The sequence below is a fragment of the Caballeronia sp. LZ029 genome, from assembly GCF_031451275.1.
In the GTDB taxonomy this organism is placed as follows: Bacteria; Pseudomonadota; Gammaproteobacteria; order Burkholderiales; family Burkholderiaceae; genus Caballeronia; species Caballeronia jiangsuensis.
Window position 1 is genome coordinate 161,561 of the sequence record NZ_JARUXO010000002.1, and the last position, 23,386, is coordinate 184,946.

Sequence of the window (23,386 nt, forward strand, 5' to 3'; positions counted from 1 at the left end):
CATGATCGCTCCCTCATCCCGGAACGAGGCCGGCTGACCGCCGGGATTGCCGATGTGGACCGTCACCAACTTCACCCCGTACAGCACGCAGGGAACCTGGATCCAGGACCGGGACGCGAATTCCCTTTGGCTCGTCGTGGTGAAGGCGACTTTTACCATCCGCGCGGACGGGTCCACTGCAATCGCCGAGAACCAGATTCCGCCCTTCATGGTCCCGCAGCCGTACGATCGCTTCGACAATAGCAGCCTGCGCTACGAGGCGGACCTCCACGGACTCAAGGCGTGCACCGACATCGTCCTGAACGGGAGCGCTTGGGCACCTCGCGGCCGTGTCGCGCGCGTGGTCGACGTTCGCATGAGCGTCGGCGGGATCGACAAGAGACTGCGGGTGTTCGGAGACCGCATCTGGGAACGCAGCGCGTTCGGCACGGTGCGCCTGACGGAGCCCATTCCCTTCGGGTCGTTGCCCATCCGCTACGAGCGCGCCTATGGCGGCTGGGATGCGTTTGCGCCGAATCCGCAGGACCACCGGCTCGAAGACCGTAATCCGGTTGGCGTGGGCTTCGCGATGAGCGCCCAGGCTTGCGTGGGAAAGCGCGCGCCGAACATCGAGCATCCTGCGCAGTTGATCGCCGCAGCCACGGACCGCCCCGCGCCCGCCGGATTCGGTGCGATCTCGTGCCATTGGTCGCCCCGCCGCGAACGGGCGGGCACGTATGACGACGACTGGCTGCAGAAGCGCTTTCCGCTCTGGGCCGAAGACTTCGATCAGCGCTATCACAACTGTGCGCCGGCCGATCAGCAAGCGGATCGCTTCCTGATCGGCGGCGAGCGTGTCGAGCTCTCAAATCTCACAGCCGATGGCCAGCTCGCGTTCGCATTGCCGAGGATTCACCCGACTTTCAAGACGCACTTCGGCGCCGATGTCGTCACGCACCGCGCGCAGCTCGCCACTGTCGTCATCGAACCGGATGCACGCAGGCTCATTCTCGTGTGGCAGACGTCAGTGGTCGGCAACGGGCGAATCGACCAGCTCGACGAAACCGTAGTCCTTGAGAAGACCGTGCTCTGAGGCGCGCGACATGGCCGACTCCGTAAGCTTCAGTGGCTCGCCTTCCAGTGAGGTATGCATTTGCGGCATCGGCGGCCGCAGTCCTGTCGGCCTGAACGCGCTCGCCTCTTCGTCAGCCGTGCGCGCCGGCATCTCCGCGCTCGCTGCGCATCCATACTTCGTCGACAAAGCGGGCAGGCCTATGAAGCTCGCATCCGATGCGCTGCTCGACCCGGGCGCGGACATCTCGCTTCGCCTGAACACGCTGCTCGCATCCTCGCTCGGCGAAGCGCTTTCCGACGCCGTCGCCGATGCCTGGCGCGCAGCGTCCCGGCGGCAGTGCTGGGTAGGACTGCCCGAAGCCCGTCCAGGGCTGCCTGACGATTGCAAGTCCAGGGCAGCGGAATGCATCGCGAGTGTTTGCGATCTGGCGCCGTCGACTGTACACGGACTCGCATGCGGGCACGCCGCCGGTCTCATGGCGATCCAGGCGGCGGCCAATGCTATCGCGCAGGGCCTGGCGGAAATATGCCTCGCCGCCGGAGTGGACTCCTATCAATCGCCTGTAACGCTCGAATGGCTCGACGACACAGGTGCGCTGATGTCGTCGTCGAACCGTAACGGTTTCCCTCCGGGAGAAGGCGCAGGCACGTGCGTGCTCGCGAGCGAAGACATGGCGCGCAGGTTCGCCTTGCCGATACTGGCCCGTGTCCTAGCCTGCAGCACGGTCGTCGAGCCGCATACCGCAACGAGCACGCCCGTGTGCGTCGGCAACGGGCTGACCGCGGCATTGCGGAATGCCATCGTGAAGTTGCCGGCGGGGAGCAAAGGCGTATCGGCGACGTACTGCGATCTCAACGGCGAGCGGCACCGTAACGAAGAGCTCTCCTATTCGCTGCTTCGCGTGCAGAAATCATTCGTCGATGCACACGACTTTCAGACGCCAGCCGATTGCTGGGGCGACGTGGGAGCGGCGTCCGGGCCCCTTTTCGCGTGCCTTGCCGTGATCGCCATGCAACGCGGCTATGCGAAAGGACCGACACCGATACTGTGGTCCGCCTCGACGGGAGGTCATCGCGCAGCCGTGCTGCTCGACCTTTCGACATCCGCGATGACGGTGCAGCCGTGGTGAGCGTGGCGGTCAATCCGCCGAAAACACCCGTTACGGAAGGAAGCAACGGCCTGGCGCCGGCATTGATGCCCAATGTCTGCAAGATGCCTGGTCCGCCGGCGCCTTTCGTGCCGACGCCGTTGCCGAACCTCGGGCGCACCTCCGACCAGTTGAGTGACGGTTCGACTACGGTGCTCATCGAGGGCTGCAAGATTGCAATCGGGAAGGCGTATTTCTACAGCAGCGCTTCACCGGACATGGCAAGCAAGGGCACGGGAGGCGGTGTCGTCTCGTCGCGAGAAGAAGGCAAGACGCAATTCATCGCGCCTGGCTCGATGGACGTCAAGGTGGAAGGAAAGAACGTTCATCTGCTTGGCGAGGACACGACCAACAACGGTGGCAGTCCGGCGAACACCACGGGCAAGGAACAGCAAACGCCGCAAACGCCGCCGCCCAAGATGCCGTTGAATGTGAATTGCGAAGAGAAAACGAAAGAGCGCCGATGGGACGACTGCATGGTCGAGCAGTTGTGCGCGATGGTGAAGGCGTATAACGAATCCAAACACGAGAAGCGCAACGTGGAGCGCAGCCCGTCGCACAACGCTTCGAAGTATCCGGATCTCACGGCAAAGCAGCGCGTGGCGCAGAATGCGGCGAACGCCAACTACACCTCGGGACTCTCGGATTTCTCGGACGAGTTCGACGAGCTTGTGGAGCAGAAGGGTCCGAAGAGCCCCGAAGTCGCGGCCAAGTTCCATTCCGATTGCCAGTACAAGAAATGGCTCAAGAAGGCCGAGACGCCGGTGCGCCGCTCCGGGCGGGGCGCGATGAACCCCGACCACGCACACCCTGCAGGATTGGGAGGACCGCTGACTACCGATAACCTGAAATGGGCCGACGCGAGAGTGAACCGAACCGTCGGGCCAGCAATGGATGCCCACGACCCGAAGAAATATCCGGGGGGCATTGCCGCACACAAATCATGCAAATGCAAATGAAAAGGAGTGTGGAGATGAATGACGAAGAGATGAGAAATACACTTGTCGAAACCCTTGAGCTGCAGAGCAAGAACGCGCAGTTCAGGAAGCGCAGACCGGCCGACGCACATCTTTCACCGCCTGTGTCCGAGGAAGAACTCCGTGCGCTCGATACGCATCTGGCCAGTCAGGGTCTGTCAGCCCCGCCTTCTTACCGGCAGTTTCTGCTGATCTCGAACGGCATAGCAGACTACATGCAACTCTCACGGCTTTCGTTGAGGAGCGCGCGGCAAGTCGTCGAAGAGTACGAGTCGGACGAGGAGTACGAAGACTTCGCGCCGTTGCACGAGTTCGTCATCAGCACGGGCAATACGTCCGATTTCCTCGCGTTCGATCGCCGGACGCTCACGAGCGATGGCGAGATGGCTGTCGTCCTCGTCAACGGACGAGGCGAGACGACCGACTATGCGAACTTCTGTACCTTCCTCTCGGAGCAACGGACGTTTCAATCGGATGTCTGGGAGGTGAACAGCGCGGACCGCGACAATCTTCCGGATAACTGAGACAGTGGCCACCAATCCGCTATACATTCCCTGCCGGGACCCCGCGGTAGGCGCTCCGCTCATCGAACTCAAGATGCATCTTTTGCTGTTCGTGGATGCGCCGCCTGGCCCCGTCATCGCTCGCCGCGTGTGGGATCTTTATTTGCGCAGGTGGGGCGATCCGTTTCGCCTGTACAAGTCCACGTCGGTCGGCGCGCTGGTCAAGCCCTGGTCGGCTGCGGCGCGCCGAAGCTTCGAACAGATCGAGCTGCCCGATCTGCGGCGCCACGAGGACTGGGGCTACGGTTTCGCGGATGAGCGATACAGCGATTCATGGATGTACATGTTTCATGGCTATCGGCCGGTATCCGAAGCGGGGAAGGCGAGCTTTTACCGCTTCGAGTTCGACTGGCACGTCGACCTCGATCGCCTGCTTTCCTTCACGGCCGACGTGTTGCGCATCGTGGACGTGGTCTCCGGCTACGGCGGCTATTTCTTTCAGGGGCTTCCGAACGGCCCGTATGCGCGCACCTACTTCGACCAGGCCTATGCGTGGGGCTGGCGCTACTGGGGCGTCGAGGTCGAGGATCTCGACGTGTCGGTGGATCATATGCTCGAAGGTTACAAGTGCCCGAGCTGGATCACCATCATCGGAGAAGCGCTGAAAAACAAGGATGCTTCGGCAGTGCGACGTGCCGAAGCCGCGGCATTTCGCGCAGGACATGTCGCGAGTAACACGGTGCTTCTGGCGGGTCCGTCGCCGACGCTCGGAGACCGCCATCTGCAGACGCCGCTCACCTACTACGAAGCCATAGCGCGCGCATTGGAACCGCTTCAGGTCAGGCAGCACGGCTCCTTCGGCGGCTCACGCTGGACCGATGCGAACACGATGGCGTGGCTGCGTCGCTTCTCCGGTCCGTGATGCGCAGTTTGAAGCTCGAGTGAGGCGACATGGCAATTCGATCGCTTCGAGGAGCGTGCGCGAATCCGCTCTCACTGACGGTTTCAGCTGATAAGCGCCGACCGTCTGGGGACGGCGATACCTGAGATCGTAGTCCGCCTCAAACTTGAGCGCGTGCCAATCGTAGCGGCGAGTCGCGAAGCGCGCGACCCGCGTTTCCATCCAATGTTCGAGAGACGAGCCTTCCGCATTGCCCGGACAGCGATCACAAACACGACGGACCGGGGCAATTTCCGCGCCGCGCTTTTCACATAGCGCCACTGCCCCGCAAAACCTCATTCAACCGCGACATACTGATCGGCTTAGTCAGGTGCAAGTCAAATCCCGCCTGCGCGCTTCGAGCCCGATCTTCCGGTTGCCCCCACCCGGTAAGCGCGACGAGTTGCACGCTGTTGGCAGCCGCTCCCGCGCGGAATCGTCGTGCCAGTTCGTACCCATCCATACCCGGCATGCCCAGATCAATGAACGCGACTGCCGGGGCGGACTTCTCAAGGGCGTCCAGTGCGCGCGCGCCGTCGTAGTAGACCGCAGCGTCGCAGCCGATCACACGAAGGAGCTCACCGAGGCTGTCGGCCGCATCGTGATTGTCATCCACGACCGCTACTCTCAGCCCTGCAAAGTCGTCCAGTCCGGCGTCGCGCCCAGCAGACGCGTGGCGACGTGCTGCTTCCTGAACGGGCAGCGAAACGGTAAAGCAACTTCCCTTGTCGCGGCCATCGCTGTTCGCCGAGATCGATCCGCCGTGCAGCTCGACCAGTTTTTTCGCGAGCGCCAGTCCCACGCCGAGGCCATCCCCATGAGCCGCCGGTTGCAACCGCGAGAACGGCACGAACAATAACGATTGCTCTTCGGGCGAAAAACCAACCCCTGTGTCCGAGATCCCGATCTCGACACAACTGCCTGTGCGCACCATCGCAATGTCGATTCGTCCACCAGCCGGCGTGTATTTGGCCGCATTGTTGATCAGGTTGGAGAAGACCTGAGCGAGGCGTACTTCGTCGCCGTCGACGGTGAATCCGTCGCTCGGCAGATCGACTTTCAACGCATGTCCCGCGCTCTCGACAGCGGTACGGCTAAGCTCGATCGCAGCTTCGAGCACCGTTGTCACGTCGATGGGTTGTCGACGCAACTGGATCGTACCCGTGTTGATGCGCGCGACTTCCATCAGGTCATCCACCAGCCGCACCATATGCTCGATCTGGCGATCGAGCATCTCGAACACCGCGCCGGCGCCCGCCGAGGTCTGGTTCTGGCGCAGGATTTGCAGCCCATTACGGATCGGAGCCAGCGGATTACGCAGTTCATGCGCGAGCGTCGCGAGAAACTGTTCTTTCATCCGGTCCATATGCTGCAAGCGGGCTTCGCTTTCCCGCAAACGCGCTTCGTCACGCATACGGGCGATCAGGCCCGCCGCCTCGCGCGCCAGGATATCCAGCAACTGAAGCTGACGATCGTTTGGCTCGTAGGCATGCCCCCAGTGCGTCGACAACATGCCGATCAGCTCTCCGTCGCGGGCACGCAAGGGCGTGGTCTGCATCGCGCGAATCCCGGTTTCGCGAAAGACCAGCAAATCCGTCGTATCGACCAGAAGATCGCACGTCTCGACGTCATCGATGATGACACGCTTGCCCGTCGCCAACGCGACGCCGCAGCTCGTGGTCGAATCGATAAACACCTTGCGCCAGTGCGTCGCCGCCGTCAGCGTAAAGCCGCAGTGGGCGATCAGTTCGAGCTGCAGCGTTTCGCCCGTGGCGCCCGAAAGCATCTGCAGGCTGGCGAAATCCGATCCGAGCAACTGTCTCGCCGCCTCGACAATGCGTCCATACAGGGCCGACGGCTCCTGTTCGACGAGCATATGCAGCGACAGGTCATGGAGTGCCCTGCTGGCGGCCAGATCCTCGTTTAACAGCGCGATCAGTCTGGTGGGATCGGGATCGCCATCTGTCATGCCGATCGGTTGATCCACAGGGCGGTCTGCGACTGACGGGCGTGCGGATGGGCTCTGGAGCAGAAGATGATGCCGTTGAACCACGTCGTTCACTTGCGGTTCATCGATAAGATCATGCTGGTAGCTGCACATGCAAATGAGGCGCCGGCCCTGAACGGCTTCCTGTACGCCCGTTTCGTACTCGAGGAAGCTATTCCACTGAGCGCTCTTGACCCATGCGCAATTGCCATTCGTCCGCACGCCTCGGTAGCCCGCAGCGAGCGCCTCGCGCTCGCGCTCTACGAGTCCTTCCACCAGTCGGCGTGGACGCAGAGGCTGCGCCGGATCATAAAACGCGCTTTTGTCCGAGATTTCGATCTGCCCTCTCCGCTCGCGGTCGTCGAGGTCGGGCACGGCTTCACGCAATGCGGCGCGGGCGTCTTCGACGCCGAACGCACCGTCCGTGACCCAGAGGCAGCGCTCGTTGTTCAAGAGGCCCGCACGAAAATAAGGCACGAGCATCTCGCGCAGGTCGGTAGCGGAATCGAAAAGCTGACCGATATGACTTCCCCATACGAGGAAGGGCATCGTTGCAATCCCGGATGGCGCGTGTGTTTGCGCGGAATCGTTTCTAATGTCGTCCATTTTCGAACGGTGCTTGTTTGGAGGCATATCGGTGCGGCGCGCGGAGCAGGCGTCGTGGTCAATCGCAATGATATACGTCTTCGGCTCACCCCCGCTTGCGGACTGAAAGATGCATGGCGCTCCGGCACTTGGCGGCCCAAACCTGACCTGTTCGATATGAAAATCGTCTGCGCCGGCAAACAACCGACTTTTCCTGGACGAATGAAAGAGCTACTTCGACCGATCCGACTCGATCGTGTATTTCGCCATCGCCGACCAGTCTCTTTCGCCCATCCCCGCAGCGACCGTTTCGCTCATGCGTCCATGCACCGCGGTGAGCATCGGCAACGTGCGGCCCGCGTCCGCGGCCGCCTGGGACGCGAGCTTTAAATCCTTCAACCCGAGCGTCGCCTTGAAGCCCGGTTCGTAGTTCGCATTGGCGATGTTCGCCGAGTACACCTGATACGACCGGCTGCCGAACAGCGTATTCAGAATCACGTCGAAAAAGCGCTCGCGCGGCAAACCGTTCGCTTCGGTGAGCACGACGGCCTCGGCCATCGCTTCGATCGCCATCGTGATCATCATGTTGCAGGCAATCTTCGCGGCGTTCGCGGTCGGCGCTTCGTCGCCCATGTCCCAGATGCGGCCGCCGATCACATCGAGCAGCGGCCGCACCTTTGCGATTGCATCCGGCGGTCCTCCCGCCAGTACATTGAGTTCGCCTTTCGCCGCGACATCGGGTCGTCCGAGCACGGGCGCCGACACGTAGCCGATGCCCGCCGCCGCATGGAGCGCGACCAGTTCGCGTGCGAACGCGACCGAGATCGTCGATGCGACCACATGCACGAGACCTGCCTTCGCTTGCGCAAGTACGCCGGACGCGATCAGCGTCGAGCGGATCGCGTCGTCGTCGGACAGCATGGTGAAGACCGCATCGCCCCGAAATGCCTCGACGGGCGATGCGACCATCGTCACACCATCCACCGATCCGCCCGAGCGGTTCCACGCTTTCACGTCATGTCCCGCGCGCGCGAGATTGCGCGCCATCGCACGCCCCATCGCGCCCAGTCCGATGATGCCGATTTCCATGGTTCTTCTCCTTGCAATGAATCAGATGATGCGCGCGGGCGCGATGTGCCACGGCTCTAACTGCTTTATAGCGGCGTTGCGCGTGAGCGATGCGCCGCGAGATCGGTGAAATTCGGCAGGTCGGCCATCACTTCGGCCGCTTCAGGCGAAGCGAACGCCGCATCGACCGATGCCATGTCGCTAAAGCGGCATTCGCAGATGGCGAGCGTTCCCGCTCGCGCCACTGCCGGGAAAAACGCCGCGACGCTTTGCAAACCGTATCGCGACCAATGCCGCATCACGAGCGGCAGATGATGATCCACGTAGTACGCGCGATCGAAACGAACGCCGGGTTCGCCTTCATAAGTCACGTAGATCGTGACGCCGGGTTGCTGAGACATCGTTTCCTCCTTGCGGTGATTCGTGAAGCGCGTGGTCGCGAAACCGGCTGGCGCGGGACTCGCGGCGCTGCCGAGTCGAGCGCGACGTCAGCCGGTTGCGCCGTGCGCCGCGCGATGTATCGCCTCGACGATGCTTTCGTAGCCCGTGCATCGGCACAGATTGCCGCTGATGGCGCGCCGGATCTCATCTCGGCTCGGCCGAGGATTGTTCCTGAGCAGGTCCGCCGCCGCGACGATCATTCCGCTCGTGCAGAAGCCGCACTGAAACCCGTTCTCGGCGATAAACGCCTCCTGCAACGCTTCGATGCTCTCGATGCCTTCGATGGTCCGCACATCATTGCCGCTTATCGACGCCGCCAGCACGAGGCACGACTTGCGCACCTCGCCATCGATCAGCACCGTGCACGCGCCGCAATCGCCCGTCAGACAGCCGATACGCGTGCCTTTAGCATCCAGCGCATCGCGAATCACCTCGACGAGCAACTGGCGCGAATCCACCTGCACGCAACGCGGCTCGCCGTTGAGCGTGAGCCGCACCTCGATCGTTTGTTTCATAGCCTGCTTCCGGTAAGTACGCTGCGCATGTGCCGCTTCACCACACCCGGCACGATCGCGCGACGGTAGTTGCCATCCGCGAGTTCGTCGCTCCAGCCGGCGCCGACGAGATCCAGCGCACTCAGCGCCGCGTGTTCGATGAAGGCATCGGGCGCGCGCAGCGTGTCTTCGTCGATCACGAACCGCCGATACGCAGGCCGCTGCCCGGCCGCGCCGACCGCGAGCCGCACGCTCATCTCGTCGCTGCGATGCAGCGAACACGCGACCGTCACGATCGGCCACGAACTCGCGCTCGCCTTGTACTTTTGATACTCGCAGCCGACGAGCGTCGCGTCGCGCGGCACGCGAATGCCGGTGAGAATTTCGTCGGCGCGCCGTGCGGTGCGAAAGGCGTCGATGAAAAAATCGCTTGCCGCGATGTGACGCACGCCACGCGACGAGCTCAGCTCGAAGATCGCCTCCAGCGCGGCGAGACAGCCCGGCGCATCCGACGACGGATTCGCGAAGCTCGCGGCCCCGCCGAGCGTGCCCTGATTCAGAATCGACGCACCGCCCGTGACCTGCGCGGTCATCGCGGCGAGCAGCGGCGCGTGCGTTGCGACGAGCGGCGAGGCGAGCAGGCGCGCATACGTCGTCATGGCGCCGATATGCAGATGCGTGTCGGCGAGCGCGATCTCGTTCAGGCCGAGCGCCGCGAGACCGATCAGATGACCCGGCCGCGCGAGATTCGCCGACATCGACGGCACCAGCATCGTGCCGCCGCCGAGCACGGATGCATCGTCCTGAAAACGGGCCAGCAGGCCGCACGCTTCGCCGAGTGTCGCCGGCTGATGAAACTTGAAGTAATGGCCGATCATGCGCATCGCTCCTTCAGAGATGCGATGACGTGCGCGGGTGTCGCCGGAACGTGTTCGAGCCGCGCGTCGTCGCCGAGCGCATTCGCCACGGCGTTGCTGACGGCGGCGAGAGCCCCGCCGAGTCCCGATTCCCCCGCGCCCTTCATGCCGAGCGGATGAAACGGATTGAGCGTGACGCGATGTCCGACGCGAATCGGCGGCAGATCGTTCGCACGCGGCAACAGGTAGCTCTTGAAGCGATCGGTGATCATGCGATGCCGTTCGTCGAACCGGATGAGTTCCCACAACGCGACGCCGATCCCCATGACGATCGCGCCGCGCAGTTGTGCTTCGACGAGCGCGGGGTTGATCATCGCGCCGCAGTCGTGGACGACGGCATAGTCGAGCAGCTTGCTGTTGCCGGTGAGCATGTCGAGTTCGAGCGCCACGGCATGCACGGAGTAGGAAAACGTCGGATACGTGGCGATGCGGCCCTGCGCGTCCGGCTCAACGCGCACGTTCTTCGGCGCGAAGCTGCGCGTCACTTCCAGCGGGAGTGTCACGCCCGCCGCCACCGTGAATGGCCGCAGATGCGCACCGAGCGCGAGTTCGGCGACGGCGATCTTCGCGCCGTCCGTCATGCGTTGCGCGTGGCCGTCACGGAGCACGATATCGCCGGGCGCACCGCCCAGCATGTTGGCCGCGCATTGCCGAAGCCGCTCGCGCAGCTCCTGCGCGGCCAGATACGCGGCGGTTCCGCCGTACATCAGCGCGCGGCTGCTGGCGTTGCCGGTGCCGAGCGGCGTCACGTCGGTGTCGCCTTCGATCACGCGCACCTGATCCGCGCGCAAGCCCAGTTCGCCCGCCACCATCTGCGCGATGCCGGTGTCGCTGCCGCTGCCGGGCGATGTCACGCCCGTGAGCACCTGCACGTCGCCCGAGGGCATCATGCGCACCGTCGATGTCTCGTAGCCATTGGGAAAGTTGCCGGGCCGCGCGCCGCCTTCCGGCGTCAGTTCGAACGCGATCCCTATGCCGATGCGCCGCTCCGTATCACGCGCGGCCCGCGAGCGCGCCTGCCATCGCGGGTAATCGAACAGGGTCAGCAATTGTTCGAGGCCGCCCGGATAGTCGCCGCTATCCACGTTGAGTCCCGATGGCAGCAGACGCGGCAAGGCTTCGCGCGCAACCAGATTGCGCCGCCGCAGCTCGACCGGATCGATGCCGGTCTGACGGGCGAGCAGATCGACGGCACGCTCCAGCACGAGGTTGCCGATCTCCTTGCCGTAACCGCGAATGGCCTGCCACGGCGGCTGGTTGGTGATGGCGAGCGAGCATTCGATATCGCAATGCTCGATGGTATAGACGGTCGGAAACACCGCCGGCGTGACGAGCGCCATCGCCCAGCTATGACCCGCTCCGATGATACCGACGTCGACCAGCATCCGGTCGCGCCAGCCAATCAGCCTGCCGTGCTCGTCCGCTGCGATCTCGAAGCTGTGATGTTGCGAGCGCGCCCCCGCGAGCAGCGTCTCGCGCCGCTCCTCGACCCACGCGACCGGGCGCTTCGTGATGCGGCTGAACAGCGCGACCAGCACTTCCTCCGGATGCCCCGCCATCTTGAGCCCGAACGTTCCGCCGATGCGCGGCGCGATCACCCGCACCTGCGACTCCTTCACACGCAGCGCCGCCGCGAGCAGCCAGCGGCTCGTATGAGGATTCTGGAACGTGCCAGTCAGCGTATAGCGTTCGCCGCGTGCGTCCCATTCGGCGATATAGCAGAGCGTTTCCATCGGCGCGCTCGTCGATGCGCCGATCGTCAGTTCGCCCCGCGCGACATGCGCCGCGCGCGCGAAGGCGGCATCGGCATCGCCTGAACGAATGCGGTCGCGCACGAGGAGGTTCGTGTCCCAGCCGGGCTGGACGATCGGCGCACCTTCGCGCAAGGCGTCGTGCGCGTTCGTCGTCGCCACATGCACTTCGTATTCGACGCGAATCTTCTCGAGCGCCGCTTGCGCATCATGGACCGATGTCGCCACGAGCGCCGCGACCGGCTGCCCGAAGTACGTCGCGTGGCCCAATGCGAGACAGCGGCTCTGCAGCGGACCGCGCGCGCCTTTGGCCGGCAGATCCATCGCGGGCGGCATGGGATCGGACAGACGCGCGGCGTCTTCGCCCGTCAGCCCGGCCACGACGCCGGGCATGGCGAGCGCATCGGACAGATCGATCGAAACGAGGGTCGCGCAGGCGTGAGCGCTGCGCAGGATCGCGAGGTGGAGCGCGCCTTGCGGAATGAGATCGGCGCTGTAGTCCACCCGTCCCGAGACGAATCGCGCGCCGTCCAGCCGGGCGACGCTCGCGCCCAGCAGGCTTCCCGGCGATGCATCCTCGAAGGTCTGTTCCATGTGTGCCGGCTGCGCTTGCGTTGGGTTCGTCGCTTCGTTCGTCATCCGTTTGTCCGTGCTCCGGCGCGCATGCACAGCATGGCGCAGGCGCCGAGTGCGAGCAGCGTCGTCATCAGATAGAGACCGCTGTTCAGCGTGCCGCTCAGGGTCTTGAGCCAGCCCATCGCGAACGGACTGGCGAAGCCGCCCAGGAGACCCAGGCTGTTGACGAACGCGATGGCGGCCGCGGCGGCCGGCGAGCCCGCTAAGTATGCCGACGCTAGCGACCACAGCAGCGGAATGGTGACGATCACGGTGTTCGAGGCGATCGTCAGCAGCACGATGGTCGCAGTGAGATCATGCGCCAGAAGCGGCAGCAGCGAAAGCGCGATGGCTCCGGCAAAGGCGGACAGCGCGCCGTGCCAGCGGCGTTCGAGCAGCCGGTCCGAGTGACGGCAGATCAGCACCATGCCGATGGCCGCGATGCCGTACGGAATCGCCGACAGCCAGCCGATACGCTCCACGCTCGTCGCGCCCGCGGCCTTCAGCACCGTCGGCAGCCAGAAACTCAGCGCATACGTGCCGCAGATGAACGTGAAGTACGCGAAGCTCATGAGATACACCTTCGGGTCGGCGATCACCTGCCGCAACTGGCCGGCATGTTTCGAGCCCTCGTCGTGCCCTTCGGCGCGCAAAGCATGGCGCAAGGTGTCGCGCTCCGGCTCGGTGAGCCATCGGGCGCGTTCGATGTCGTCCGGCAGCGTGAACCACGTCACGATGCCCAGCAGCACCGCCGGCACCGCTTCGACGATATACAGCCACTGCCAGCCCGCGAGACCCGCGATGCCCGCGAGATGCGACATCGCCCATCCCGATATCGGGCCGCCGATCATGCCCGCGATCGGAAAGCCCGTCATGAAGAGGCCGAGAATCTGCCCGCGCCGGCTGCGCGGGAACCACTGGCTCAGGAAATAGACCACGCCCGGAAAGAAGCCCGCCTCGAACACACCGAGCAGAAAGCGCAGCACGTAGAACGCGGCGGGACTCGATACCGTCGCCATCGCGCAGCCGGTGATGCCCCACAGCACCATGATGCGCGTGATGGTCTTGCGCGCGCCGATACGCTGCAAAAGCAGATTGCTCGGCACTTCGAACAGAAAGTAGCCGATGAAAAAGATGCCCGCGCCCAGACCGTACACGGCGTCGCTGAACCCGAGCGCCTCCTGCATCTGCAGCTTGGCGAACCCGACGTTGATGCGGTCGAGATACGCAACCACGTAACACACGATCAGAAACGGCACGAGCCGAACGGCAACCTTGAAATACAGCGCACGCTGCGTGTCGTCGGGTGTCGTCACCGGAGCGGGCGCGTTGGCGTCGAGAGCGATTTTGCGCGACATGGCGGCCCCTCTCAGTGAAGGTTGGGAAAACGGCGCGTGGACGACGGAAAGCGTTTCATGAAGCTGTCTCCTTGAGCCTGCCGGCGCGCGGTCGGGCCGGCGGCATGAGCTTTTGTCGGGGCTGCGTGGAGCCGGGCGAATGCCGCGAATCCGCAGGAAGCGAAAAACTGATCGATCGAACAGTCAGCACAGTAGCGGACGAGCGAACGGGTGGTCAACCGGAAACGCGGGCGGAATTTCCCTTGTTGACTGATCGATCAGTCAGGACTAGTATCGGCGGCTGAAACCCTTGCCCGGCGACATGTCGCAACCGAGCGGCCGTCGCCAGCGCGAATCTTCAACGTTCAGCAGAGGAAAGAGCCGTGAGCCATTTCGACGAATACGCAGACAAGTTCGAGACCATCCGCATGACGCGCAGCGACGGCGTGCTGGAGATGCACTTTCATACGCACGGCGAGCCGCTCGTGTGGAACCTGACGGCTCATCGCGAGTTCGAGCAGGCCTTTCTCGATGTCGGCCGCGACCGCGAAAACGACGTGGTCATCATGACCGGCACGGGCGATGCGTTCAGCGGCCCGTCCATCGCGCCCGGCATGCACCAGAACCGCAATTCGATGACGCCCACGATCTACGATCCGATCTACTGGGAAGCGAAGCATCTGCTCATCAACCTGCTGAATATCGAGGCGCCGGTGATCAGCGTCATCAATGGTCCGGCGGTGCGGCACGCGGAGATTCCGCTGCTCGGCGACATCGTGCTGGCCTCCGACACCGCGACCATTCAGGACACCGCGCACTTTCAGGGCGGCATGGTGCCGGGCGACGGCATGCATCTGATCATGCCGTTGCTGATGGGCCGCGCGCGCGGCCACTATTTTCTGCTGACGGGTCAGGAAATCAGCGCCGACGAAGCGTTGAAGATGGGCCTCGTCAACGAAGTGCTCCCGCAGACGGACCTTTTGCCGCGCGCGCGCGAACTCGCGAAGTTGATGCTCAAACAGCCGCGCCTCGTGCGACGCTATACGCGCACCTGCCTGAATCAGGAACTGAAGGCGCGCCTGCATGACGTGCTCGGTTACGGGCTCGCGCTCGAAGGCATCGCGCGCATGAAGGAACCGGCTGTCTGAATATTCGATCCATCGAAATCATTTACATCGAGAAACAAGGAGACAGCATGACAGTCAGCAGCATCACGAGACCGATCGACATGGTAGGTTCGGTCATCGACGTGGTCGATTCCACGCCCGACGTGCTCGGCGAATCGATCATCTGGGACGAGAAGACGCAATTGCTGTGGTGGGTGGACGGCATCGGTCAGGCGATTCATCGCCTCGACATTTCGAGCGGCGCCAAGAAAAGCTGGCCGATGCAGGAAGAGATCGGCAGCATCGGCCTGCGCGCCAAAGGCGGCCTGATCGTGGGCATGCGTTCGGGCTTCTACTTTTTCTCGCCCGAAACCGGTGAACTGAGCGAAATCGCGCGTCCGGATGCCGAGCGGCCCAAGAACCGTTTCAACGACGGCAAATGCGATCGTCACGGACGCTATTGGTCCGGCACGGTCGAAGCCGCCGCCTACACTCCGCGCGGGCGCCTGTTCCGCCTCGATCCCGATCTGCAGCCGAAGCTGATCATGGAAGGCATCACGTGCATCAACGGCATCAGTTTCAGCCCCGATAACCGGCTCATGTACATGACCGATTCGTTCAGTTGCCAGATCGACGTATTCGATTACGACTCGGTGGACGGCGCTATCTATAACCGCCGCAAGTTCGCGGAGGTGCCGCTCGGACGCGGCATTTGCGACGGCTCGACCGTCGATGCCGACGGGTGCTTCTGGAGCGCCAACATGGACGGCTGGTGCGTCACGCGCTACGACCCGCGCGGACGAATCGACATGGTGATCAACCTGCCGGTGCGGCGCGTGAGCAGCCTGTGTTTCGGCGGCCCGGATCTCGATACGCTTTTCATCACGACGGCGCGTCGGCGCATGACCGAAAAGGAACTCGCGCAGCAACCGCTCGCGGGCAACGTGCTCGCGGTGCGGCCCGGTGTGAAAGGACTTGCCGAGCCCGAATTCCTCGGATAAGCAGCGCTCGCTCATCGGCGGACCGCGTCGCCTGGCGCGACGCGGTCCGAATCGGGCGACCCGCGCGCAAGGCGTCGCGATATACTGACTGATCGATCGAATAGGACAACGCGGGAGCGTCTGAACATGAAAACATCGCGTGAGAAGAAAGCGTCCGGGAACCCGGGCAACCATGCTCAGGAAACCGAGCGTGCACCGGGCTCGCGGCTCTCCGCGATACTGAACGCAGCGGAGCGGGTGTTCGGCGAACATGGTTACGCAGGGGCGAGCATGCGCAACATCGCCGACGAAGCCGGTGTGGCGCAGGCGCTCGTGCACTATCACTACGCGAACAAGGACAGGCTCTATGAGGCGGTCTTCGAGCGCCGTTCATCGGCAATCAACGATCATCGCGGCAAACTGCTCGACGCCCTTTTCGAGAGTGACCGTACCGCGACGGTCGAAGACGTACTGACGATCGCTTTCACACCGTTGTCGGAGATTTTTCACGGCGAGGACGCCGCGAACCTCGCGCTTTACGTGCAACTCGTGGCCTCCGTCAGCCTGGGTAGCGACGAGCGGTCTCGACGTATCCGCGAGACATACTACGACCCTATAGCGGAGCGCATCATCGATGCGTTGCATACGGTCATTCCCGGCATCTCGCGGGAGCATGCGACGTGGGCGTATCTCTTTTCCGTCGGCGCCAGGCAGCAAGCGCACGCGCTCAACGGCCGCGCCGAGCGTCTCGGCGCTGCCGCCCGTACGTCGAAATCTACTGCGCATTATGAGCAGCTCGTCAAGTTCGCGGCTGCCGGTATCCGGTCGCTGGTCGATCCGACGCCGGGCGGGAAAGCGGCAAAGGCGTCGGCGCCGAAACGCTCCCGTCGTGCAGCCAGCGTTCAACCGGAGTGAATCAACTCACCGTCGCCTGTTCGGTCGTGACCCGGCCGATCACCCGCTTCTCCTGCAACTCGCGCACGGTGTCCACGTCGAGTTTGAGTCGCCCGACCAGCATTTCGTGGTTGTGCTCGCCGAGTTCGGGGCCGACGCTTCGGATGCTCCCGGGCGTATCCGAAAGCCGCGGCGCCACGTTCTGCATTTTCAACATGCCGAAGCGCGGATGGACGATCTCGATGATCGCCTCGCGCGCCTTGAAATGCGTATCCTCCAGCATCTCGGCCGCGCGGAAGATGTCGCCGCGCGGCACGCCCGCTTCATCGAGCACGCGGCCGAGCGCTTCGCGATCGAAGGTGGCGGTCCAGTCGGCAATGATCTGGTCGAGCGCGGCCTGATTCGATCCGCGCGCGGTATGCGTCGCGTAGGCCGGGTCGGTGGCCAGTTCGGGCTGTCCCATCGCGGCGACGAGCCGCCTGAACACGCCGTCCTGATTGGCCGCGATCAGCACGAAGGTGCCGTCCCTGGTCGGATACACGTTCGACGGCGCGACGTTCGGCAGGATCGCGCCCGTTCGCTCCCGCACGTAGCCGCTCTTGTCGTATTCGGTCACCAGCGATTCCATCACCGCCAGCACGGCCTCGTAGATCGCACTGTCGACCATCTGCCCGCGGCCGGTACGCTCGCGCGCGTGAAGCGCCATCAAGCCGCCGATACAGGCGAAGGTGGCGGCCAGCGTATCGCCGATCGAGATGCCCATGCGCGACGGCGGCGTGGACGGATCGCCGACCACGTAGCGCAAGCCGCCCATCGCCTCGCCGATGGAGCCATAGCCCGCCCGCTGCGAATACGGCCCGGTCTGTCCGTAGCCCGACACGCGAATCATGATGAGGCGCGGGTTGATCTTCGACAGTTCGTCGTAGCCCAGACCCCAACGCTCCATCGTGCCGGGCCGGAAATTCTCGATGAAAATATCGGCCTCTTCGATCAGGCTGCGAATGATCGCCTGTCCTTCGGGCTGCCGCGCGTCGATCTCCACCGATTTCTTGCCGCGCGCGATGATCGGCCACCACAGCGATCCGCCCTTGAGCTTTTCGTGCCCCCAGTCGCGCATCGGATCGCCGACGCCGGGCGCCTCGATCTTCACGACCTCGGCCCCGAAATCCGCCATCAACTGGCCGCAGAACGGGCCGGCCAGCAGTTGCCCCATCTCCACCACGCGAATATCGCCGAGCGCGCCGCGCGGTGAATTCAGTTGCGTCGTCGTCATGCCACGCTCCCACGTTGTTCGAGTTCGAGGCGAACGGCCTGCTCCGCGCATCGCCGGGCCATCGTCTTCAGCGCTGGAATTGCGCGGGCGACGGGTCCATCAGGTCGCTCGCATCGTTGATCGCCCGATCCGATGCATCCAGCGACACGTCGCGCATTTCGACGCGCAACAGCGCCACGCCGATGATCAGCAGGACCGCCACCGATACGACCATCGCGACGATGCCCTTCACGCCGAAGTGCTCGAACAGCATCACGATGGCGTACGGCATCAGGATCGAGGCGAAGCGGCCGCACACGTTGGCGAAGCCGCCGCCGCGCAGCCGCAACGCGGTGGGAAACAGTTCGGGCGCATAGGAGTAGAAGCCGACCGCCACCAGGTAGTAGATCGAGCTGACGAGGCAGAAGCCGGTCAGAGTCAGCAGCGTCGGATTGGTGAGCGTCGGATAGATAGTGCCGAAAACGATGATCGCCACTGCCGAGCCGATCATCGAGACCTTGCGCGGAATGCGGTCGGAGATGAAGAAGGCGAGCAGCGCGCCGGTCGGTCCGCCCGCCGTCATCAAGGTCGTGTAGCCGAGCGACGAAACCACCGACATGCCCTGCTTGACGAGGAACGTCGGAATCCACGCGATCATTCCGTACACCGAGACGTTGACCGCTATCTGCACCAGCGAGGCGACCACGGTGCGTCCGAGCAGCGCTCGCGAGAACAGCGCGCGCAGCGGCACGTAGGTGGTCGTCAGATCCTGCACCACGCCGACGGGCGGCAGGCTGCCGTGCTGCGCCATCACCTCGGCTTCGATCGCCGCGAGCGTCGCCTCGGCTTCTTCCGTGCGTCCGCGCGATTCGAGCCAGCGAGGCGACTCGGGCATGTGCCGCCGCATGATCCACACCAGCACGCCGCCCACCGCGACCAGCAGGAACATGGCGCGCCACGAACTGTGCGGGATGATGAAGTAGCCCGCGGCATTCGCGGCCGGCAGGCCGATGTTGATCAGCATGCCGAGCAGCGCGCCCCAGCGGCCGCGGTATTTGGGCGGAATGAACTCGCACAGCGTGCCGGCGGCGACCACCAGCTCGGCGCCAAGACCGAGTCCCATGACGAAGCGGCAGACGATCAGCCACCACATGTTCGGCACGAAACACGCAGCGAACGATGCGATACCGAAGATCGCGAGATTGATCTGATACGACGCCCGGCGCCCGTAACGGTCACCGATCCAGCCCGAGCTGGCCGCACCGATCAACATGCCGAAGAAGCCGGCGGATATGAACATCGCGCCGTGCGCGAGGTCCGTGAAGCCGTCCTTGACGGCGGCCGCGACGACACTGGAAGGCAGATAGACGTCGAACGCATCGACGAACCCGCCCGCGGCGATCAACATGAGCATTCGCCAGTGAAAGCGCGAGATGGGGAGCCGATCGAGCCGGGCTCCAGAATTGACGATGGTTGCCATTTCCTTGTGCTCCTCCAGGTGTCGCTCCGATCTTCGTCGGGGACGTTAATGACGGCCGAGAAAGTCCAGTAATGCTTCGGCGAATTCCTTCTTCCGTTTGCTTCCCGCGATCACGTGGCTCGCCTCCGGCATGTCGAGACCCACGGCGCCGGGGATCGCGTGCTCGATCGGTCTGGTGGTGCGCGGTCCGGTGACCGGATCGAGCCCCGCGTGCTGCACGAGCGTCGGCACGCGAATCCGATCGGCGCGCCCGCGCATATCGTGATCGAGACAGGCCTCGATCAGCCGTCGATGCGTGTCGATCCGGCCGTTCAGCTCGCTCCACACGCCCTCCTCGCCCAGCAGACGATCGACGTTCTTCGCGTAGTACTCCGGCTCGAACGACAGCAGCGAAACGATCTTCTGGAACGGCAGGAAGCCGAAGTCCCGATGCGTCCACAACAGCATCTTCAGTTGATCGGCGAGATAGCGATCGCAGTACAGCCAGCAACCGGTATTGACCATCGAGCGCGCGAGCGACGGCTTCGCCACCGCGACTTCCTGCATGATGCAGGCGCCCATGCCGATCAGCCCGACCAGATGCGCGCGTTCGACGCCGAGGTGCGCCGCGAGGCCGATCACGTCCTGCGCATAGAGCGCGGTGGTAGCCGGAACCGCATGGTCGTCGCCGCTTTCGCCGATGCCGCGATGATCGAAGATGATGACTTTGTAGCGCTCGGTGAGGCCCCACGGCAACTGCTTCTCGCCGCCGTGGCAGAACGTGCCCCAGCCGCCCGCGAGGATGATCGGCTCGCCCTCGCCGTGCACCTCGTAGTACATGCTGTGATCGTTGATTTTTGCTACTGGCATAGGAGTCCTCGTCCGGGATCGTTAAGCGGCCGCACGCGCGATCTGCTCGAAGCGCGCGATACAGGTCTGGGAATCGACGATGTCGGCGTAGCGGCGTCCTACGTCGAGCAGGTTGGCTTCATGCGGTCCCGCCTCCATGTCGCCGCAGCAGTCGGCGGCGACGATGGTGCGAAAGCCGTGCGAGAACGCATCGATGATCGACGCGCGCACGCAGCCCGACGTCGTGCAGCCGGTGATCACGACCGTATCGACGCCGTTGCGCTGCAAGATGCTGCTGAGCGGCGTGCCGAAGAAAATCGACGGACCGGCCTTGACGAGATTGACGTCATAGCTGCGGTCATAGACGCGCGGGTCCATCTCGGTGGCGGGATCGCCGTGAAACATGCCCGTGCGGACCGCGGTCGTTTTCCACGGGATCATGCCGCGCTCGTTGCTCCACGCCGTGTAACACGACGCCACCAGCACGCCAGCCTTGCGCGCCGCCGCCAGGAGCGGCACGGTTCGTTCGACGGCCGCGTGAATGTGCGGGGACTTGCCCGCCGGCATGGCCGGATCGGTGAACGCACGCTGAAAATCGACCACCAGCACCGCCGGCGTGCTGCCGAAGCCGACCGGGTTCTCGCCATAGCCTGCCAGATCGAATAAGTCGCTCATCGTGGTTTCTTCCTGTCGGCGAGCCAGCCCGATTCGAGCACCGCTTCGGTGTCGCCGCCGAGGGCGGGTTCCCGAAGATTCGGCCGGGCCGGCTCATTGCTGAAACGGATCGCGGGCGCGAGCTGCTCGCGTCCGTGTTCGTCGATCAGAACCATTGCGCGCGCCTGCGCGTGATCGTCGTCGTAGCCTTCGCGCAGGGTTTTCACCGGCGCGAAGCACACGTCCATGCCGTCGAACCATTGCTCCCACTGCGCGAGCGTTTTGCTGCGGAACGTCTCGCGCAGAAAGTCGATCAACGGCTTCTGATGCGGTCCCGGGCCCGCCTCGCACAACGGCACGAAATCCGTGCGCTCCAGACGCCCGAGCAGCGTGCGTACAAACTTGATCTCCTGACCGCCCAGCACCAGATGCCGGCCGTCTTTCGTCTGGTATATCTGGTAGAACGCCGAACCGCCGAGACTGCGCTGATCCTTCGCGACGTAGTCGCGTTTCTCGGCGAAGACGCTGCCGGCCACGTTGGGGCTCGCGGCCAGGATGCAATCGTGCATCGAGATATCGAGGTAGTCGCCGCGGCCGGTGGTCTCGCGCCGGTACAGCGCCATCAGCACGCCGGACAAGGCCTGAAGCGAACTGACGATGTCCGCGACCGGCAGGCCGGGAATCGCCGGCTGGCCGTCGCCGCCCAGATTGATCGAGAGCGCGCCGCTGAGCGCTTCCACGGCGAGATCGTGAGCCGGCCGCTGCACGTACGGTCCGTCCTGGCCGAATGCGCTGATCGAGCAATAGACGATGCGAGGATTGCGCGCGCTCACGGCGGCGTAGTCGATGCCGAGCCGCGCCATCACGCCCGGCCGGAAACCTTCGACGAAAACGTCCGCTGTCTCGCACAACTTCAACAGTGCTTCGCGCCCCGCCGCCGTTTTCAGATCCAGCGTGACGCTGCGCTTGCCTCGATTGAGATTGCGGAAAAATACGGTCGAGCTTCCTTCCACCGGACCGATCTCGCGGCCCGGATCGCCGATGCCCGGCGGCTCGATCTTCACGACCTCCGCGCCGTGGTCGGCCATCGCCAGCGTGAGATACGGGCCGGGGAGGAACATCGAAAGATCGATGACGCGCAGACCTTCGAGTTTCATGCGTGCCTCCTAGCGCGCCGCGTCGTGCGACACGAGCGGACCGAGCAGATCAGCATCGTCATGCCCCAGCGGCGCACAGACCTGCTGCGCGAGGCGCTGGCCGTTCACTTTGAGCGGGTTCGACAGAATCCGGAAATCCTGCTTCGACGGATGCGGCACCCGATTGATCATGCCGACCTCTTCGACGAACGGATTGGCGAGCGCCTGCGCGACATCGTAGACAGGCGCCACCGGCAGATGTCCCGACAACAACGCGAGCCAGTCCGCCGTCGAGCGGCTGGCGAAGATCGGATCGAGCGCGTCGGTCAAGGCATCGCGATGCGCGTGGCGCGCGCCTGGCGTCGCAAAGCGCGGATCGGCGCCGAGCGCTTCGTTCCCGCTCAGCTTCAGCAGCACCTGCCAGAACTTCTCCATCATGCAGGCCACGAAAATCCAGCCATCGCTGGTCGGGAACGTCTGCACGGGCGCGACCGAAAGATGCGAGCCGCGCGACAGGCGCGTGGGGACGTCGCCCTCGTTCAGGTGCCACGTTCCCGGATAGGTCAGCTGATGCAGCGCAACATCGAAGAGGCTCGCATCGATATCGCAGCCGATGCCGGTTTTGCGTGCATGCAGCACGCCGCTCAGCAGTCCCGTAACGCCCGTCATGCCGGTCATGAAGTCGATCATCGACACGCCGTTGCGTGACGGCGGGCCGCCCGGCTCGCCGGTCAGGCTCATCAGGCCGGCTTCGGCCTGCATCAGGAAGTCGTAGCCCGGCCAGCTACGGCGCGGATTGTCGCGACCGTAAGCCGAAATATGCAGACAGACGATGGCCGGATTCGCGCTTTTCAGATGCGCGTAATCGATCGCCAGTTTCGCCGGCTGATCGCCGCGCAGATTGTTGATCACCGCATCCGCGCTTTCCACCAGCCTGAGAAACGCCTCGCGTCCCTCGTCGGTCTTGATGTCGAGCGAGACGCTGCGCTTGTTCGTGTTGAAGGTCTGGAAATACTGGCTGTCTCCGTTGCCCAGCATGTGCGGCCCGACATGCCGCGACGCGTCGCCGCCCTGCACCCCGCTTTCGATCTTGATCACTTCGGCGCCCAGATCGGCGAGGAACATCGAACCGTAGGGTCCGGCACCGAAATGCTCGAGCGTGAGAATGCGTAGGCCATCAAGGAGCGTCATCGCTTGCCATCCTGTTATGCCGTGCTGCGTTCGATCGAAGCGCCGCTCA

At 64.0% G+C, this 23,386-nt stretch carries 21 protein-coding genes; 8 read left to right on the forward strand and 13 right to left on the reverse strand.

What is annotated here, in order from left to right; genetic code table 11:
* Window positions 1–52 precede the first annotated feature (52 nt).
* The 5 genes from QCE73_RS15735 (at window position 53) to QCE73_RS15755 (ending at window position 4,603) form a co-directional block, all read left to right on the forward strand.
* Window positions 53–1,072 (forward strand): DUF2169 domain-containing protein, encoded by a 1,020-nt coding sequence (locus tag QCE73_RS15735; protein ID WP_309882189.1) that lies wholly within the window; start codon window positions 53–55, stop codon window positions 1,070–1,072.
* 10 nt (window positions 1,073–1,082) lie between these two features.
* A complete protein-coding gene (locus QCE73_RS15740; protein WP_309882190.1) occupies window positions 1,083–2,183 on the forward strand; it encodes a beta-ketoacyl synthase N-terminal-like domain-containing protein in 1,101 nt (366 codons plus the stop codon).
* A 2-nt stretch (window positions 2,184–2,185) separates the two neighbouring features.
* Window positions 2,186–3,160, forward strand: a complete 975-nt coding sequence (locus QCE73_RS15745; RefSeq protein ID WP_309882192.1) for a PAAR-like domain-containing protein — start codon at window positions 2,186–2,188, stop codon at window positions 3,158–3,160.
* 29 nt (window positions 3,161–3,189) lie between these two features.
* Window positions 3,190–3,702 (forward strand): SMI1/KNR4 family protein, encoded by a 513-nt coding sequence (locus tag QCE73_RS15750; RefSeq protein ID WP_309882194.1) that lies wholly within the window; start codon window positions 3,190–3,192, stop codon window positions 3,700–3,702.
* Window positions 3,703–3,775: 73 nt separating this feature from the next.
* Window positions 3,776–4,603 carry a type VI immunity family protein gene (locus QCE73_RS15755; RefSeq protein ID WP_309882196.1) on the forward strand — a complete coding sequence of 276 codons (828 nt, stop codon included), beginning with the start codon at window positions 3,776–3,778 and terminating at the stop codon, window positions 4,601–4,603.
* Window positions 4,604–4,889: 286 nt separating this feature from the next.
* Here QCE73_RS15755 and QCE73_RS15765 read toward each other — a convergent pair whose 3' ends face one another.
* The 7 genes from QCE73_RS15765 to QCE73_RS15795 form a co-directional block, all read right to left on the reverse strand.
* Complete coding sequence (locus tag QCE73_RS15765) at window positions 4,890–7,397, reverse strand: MEDS domain-containing protein (protein ID WP_309882197.1); 2,508 nt, start codon at window positions 7,395–7,397, stop codon at window positions 4,890–4,892.
* A gap of 27 nt (window positions 7,398–7,424) precedes the next feature.
* On the reverse strand, window positions 7,425–8,282 hold the full coding sequence (locus QCE73_RS15770) for an NAD(P)-dependent oxidoreductase (protein ID WP_309882199.1): 858 nt from the start codon (window positions 8,280–8,282) through the stop codon (window positions 7,425–7,427).
* A 65-nt stretch (window positions 8,283–8,347) separates the two neighbouring features.
* Window positions 8,348–8,662, reverse strand: a complete 315-nt coding sequence (locus QCE73_RS15775; RefSeq protein WP_309882201.1) for an EthD family reductase — start codon at window positions 8,660–8,662, stop codon at window positions 8,348–8,350.
* Between the two features lie 87 nt (window positions 8,663–8,749).
* Window positions 8,750–9,217 (reverse strand): 2Fe-2S iron-sulfur cluster-binding protein, encoded by a 468-nt coding sequence (locus QCE73_RS15780; RefSeq protein ID WP_309882202.1) that lies wholly within the window; start codon window positions 9,215–9,217, stop codon window positions 8,750–8,752.
* Window positions 9,214–10,074, reverse strand: coding sequence for an FAD binding domain-containing protein (locus tag QCE73_RS15785; RefSeq protein WP_309882203.1), 861 nt, complete (start codon window positions 10,072–10,074; stop codon window positions 9,214–9,216). The genes QCE73_RS15780 and QCE73_RS15785 overlap by 4 nt, the downstream gene beginning before the upstream one ends.
* Window positions 10,071–12,458, reverse strand: coding sequence for a xanthine dehydrogenase family protein molybdopterin-binding subunit (locus QCE73_RS15790; protein ID WP_309882205.1), 2,388 nt, complete (start codon window positions 12,456–12,458; stop codon window positions 10,071–10,073). The genes QCE73_RS15785 and QCE73_RS15790 overlap by 4 nt, the downstream gene beginning before the upstream one ends.
* 41 nt (window positions 12,459–12,499) lie before the next feature.
* Window positions 12,500–13,837 carry an MFS transporter gene (locus QCE73_RS15795; RefSeq protein WP_309882206.1) on the reverse strand — a complete coding sequence of 446 codons (1,338 nt, stop codon included), beginning with the start codon at window positions 13,835–13,837 and terminating at the stop codon, window positions 12,500–12,502.
* Window positions 13,838–14,199: 362 nt separating this feature from the next.
* On the opposite strand from QCE73_RS15795, the gene QCE73_RS15800 reads away from it, so the two are divergent.
* The 3 genes from QCE73_RS15800 (at window position 14,200) to QCE73_RS15810 (ending at window position 16,817) form a co-directional block, all read left to right on the forward strand.
* On the forward strand, window positions 14,200–14,964 hold the full coding sequence (locus tag QCE73_RS15800) for an enoyl-CoA hydratase/isomerase family protein (protein WP_309882207.1): 765 nt from the start codon (window positions 14,200–14,202) through the stop codon (window positions 14,962–14,964).
* A gap of 47 nt (window positions 14,965–15,011) precedes the next feature.
* Window positions 15,012–15,923: an SMP-30/gluconolactonase/LRE family protein gene (locus tag QCE73_RS15805; protein ID WP_051626634.1), complete on the forward strand. Its 912-nt coding sequence runs from the start codon at window positions 15,012–15,014 to the stop codon at window positions 15,921–15,923.
* Between the two features lie 126 nt (window positions 15,924–16,049).
* Window positions 16,050–16,817, forward strand: coding sequence for a TetR/AcrR family transcriptional regulator (locus QCE73_RS15810; RefSeq protein WP_309882210.1), 768 nt, complete (start codon window positions 16,050–16,052; stop codon window positions 16,815–16,817).
* Between the two features lies 1 nt (window position 16,818).
* On the opposite strand, the gene QCE73_RS15815 is transcribed toward QCE73_RS15810, so the two are convergent.
* From QCE73_RS15815 to QCE73_RS15840, 6 genes are all read right to left on the reverse strand, one after another.
* A complete protein-coding gene (locus QCE73_RS15815) occupies window positions 16,819–18,069 on the reverse strand; it encodes a CoA transferase (protein WP_309882211.1) in 1,251 nt (416 codons plus the stop codon).
* A 67-nt stretch (window positions 18,070–18,136) separates the two neighbouring features.
* Window positions 18,137–19,528, reverse strand: coding sequence for an MFS transporter (locus QCE73_RS15820; RefSeq protein WP_404989771.1), 1,392 nt, complete (start codon window positions 19,526–19,528; stop codon window positions 18,137–18,139).
* A gap of 45 nt (window positions 19,529–19,573) precedes the next feature.
* On the reverse strand, window positions 19,574–20,377 hold the full coding sequence (locus tag QCE73_RS15825) for an alpha/beta hydrolase (protein ID WP_309882213.1): 804 nt from the start codon (window positions 20,375–20,377) through the stop codon (window positions 19,574–19,576).
* Between the two features lie 21 nt (window positions 20,378–20,398).
* Window positions 20,399–21,031: an isochorismatase family protein gene (locus QCE73_RS15830; RefSeq protein WP_309882214.1), complete on the reverse strand. Its 633-nt coding sequence runs from the start codon at window positions 21,029–21,031 to the stop codon at window positions 20,399–20,401.
* A complete protein-coding gene (locus QCE73_RS15835) occupies window positions 21,028–22,167 on the reverse strand; it encodes a CaiB/BaiF CoA-transferase family protein (RefSeq protein ID WP_309882215.1) in 1,140 nt (379 codons plus the stop codon). Before QCE73_RS15835 ends, QCE73_RS15830 begins: the two co-directional genes overlap by 4 nt.
* Before the next feature lie 9 nt (window positions 22,168–22,176).
* Window positions 22,177–23,337 carry a CoA transferase gene (locus QCE73_RS15840; protein ID WP_309882216.1) on the reverse strand — a complete coding sequence of 387 codons (1,161 nt, stop codon included), beginning with the start codon at window positions 23,335–23,337 and terminating at the stop codon, window positions 22,177–22,179.
* Between the last annotated feature and the right edge of the window lie 49 nt (window positions 23,338–23,386).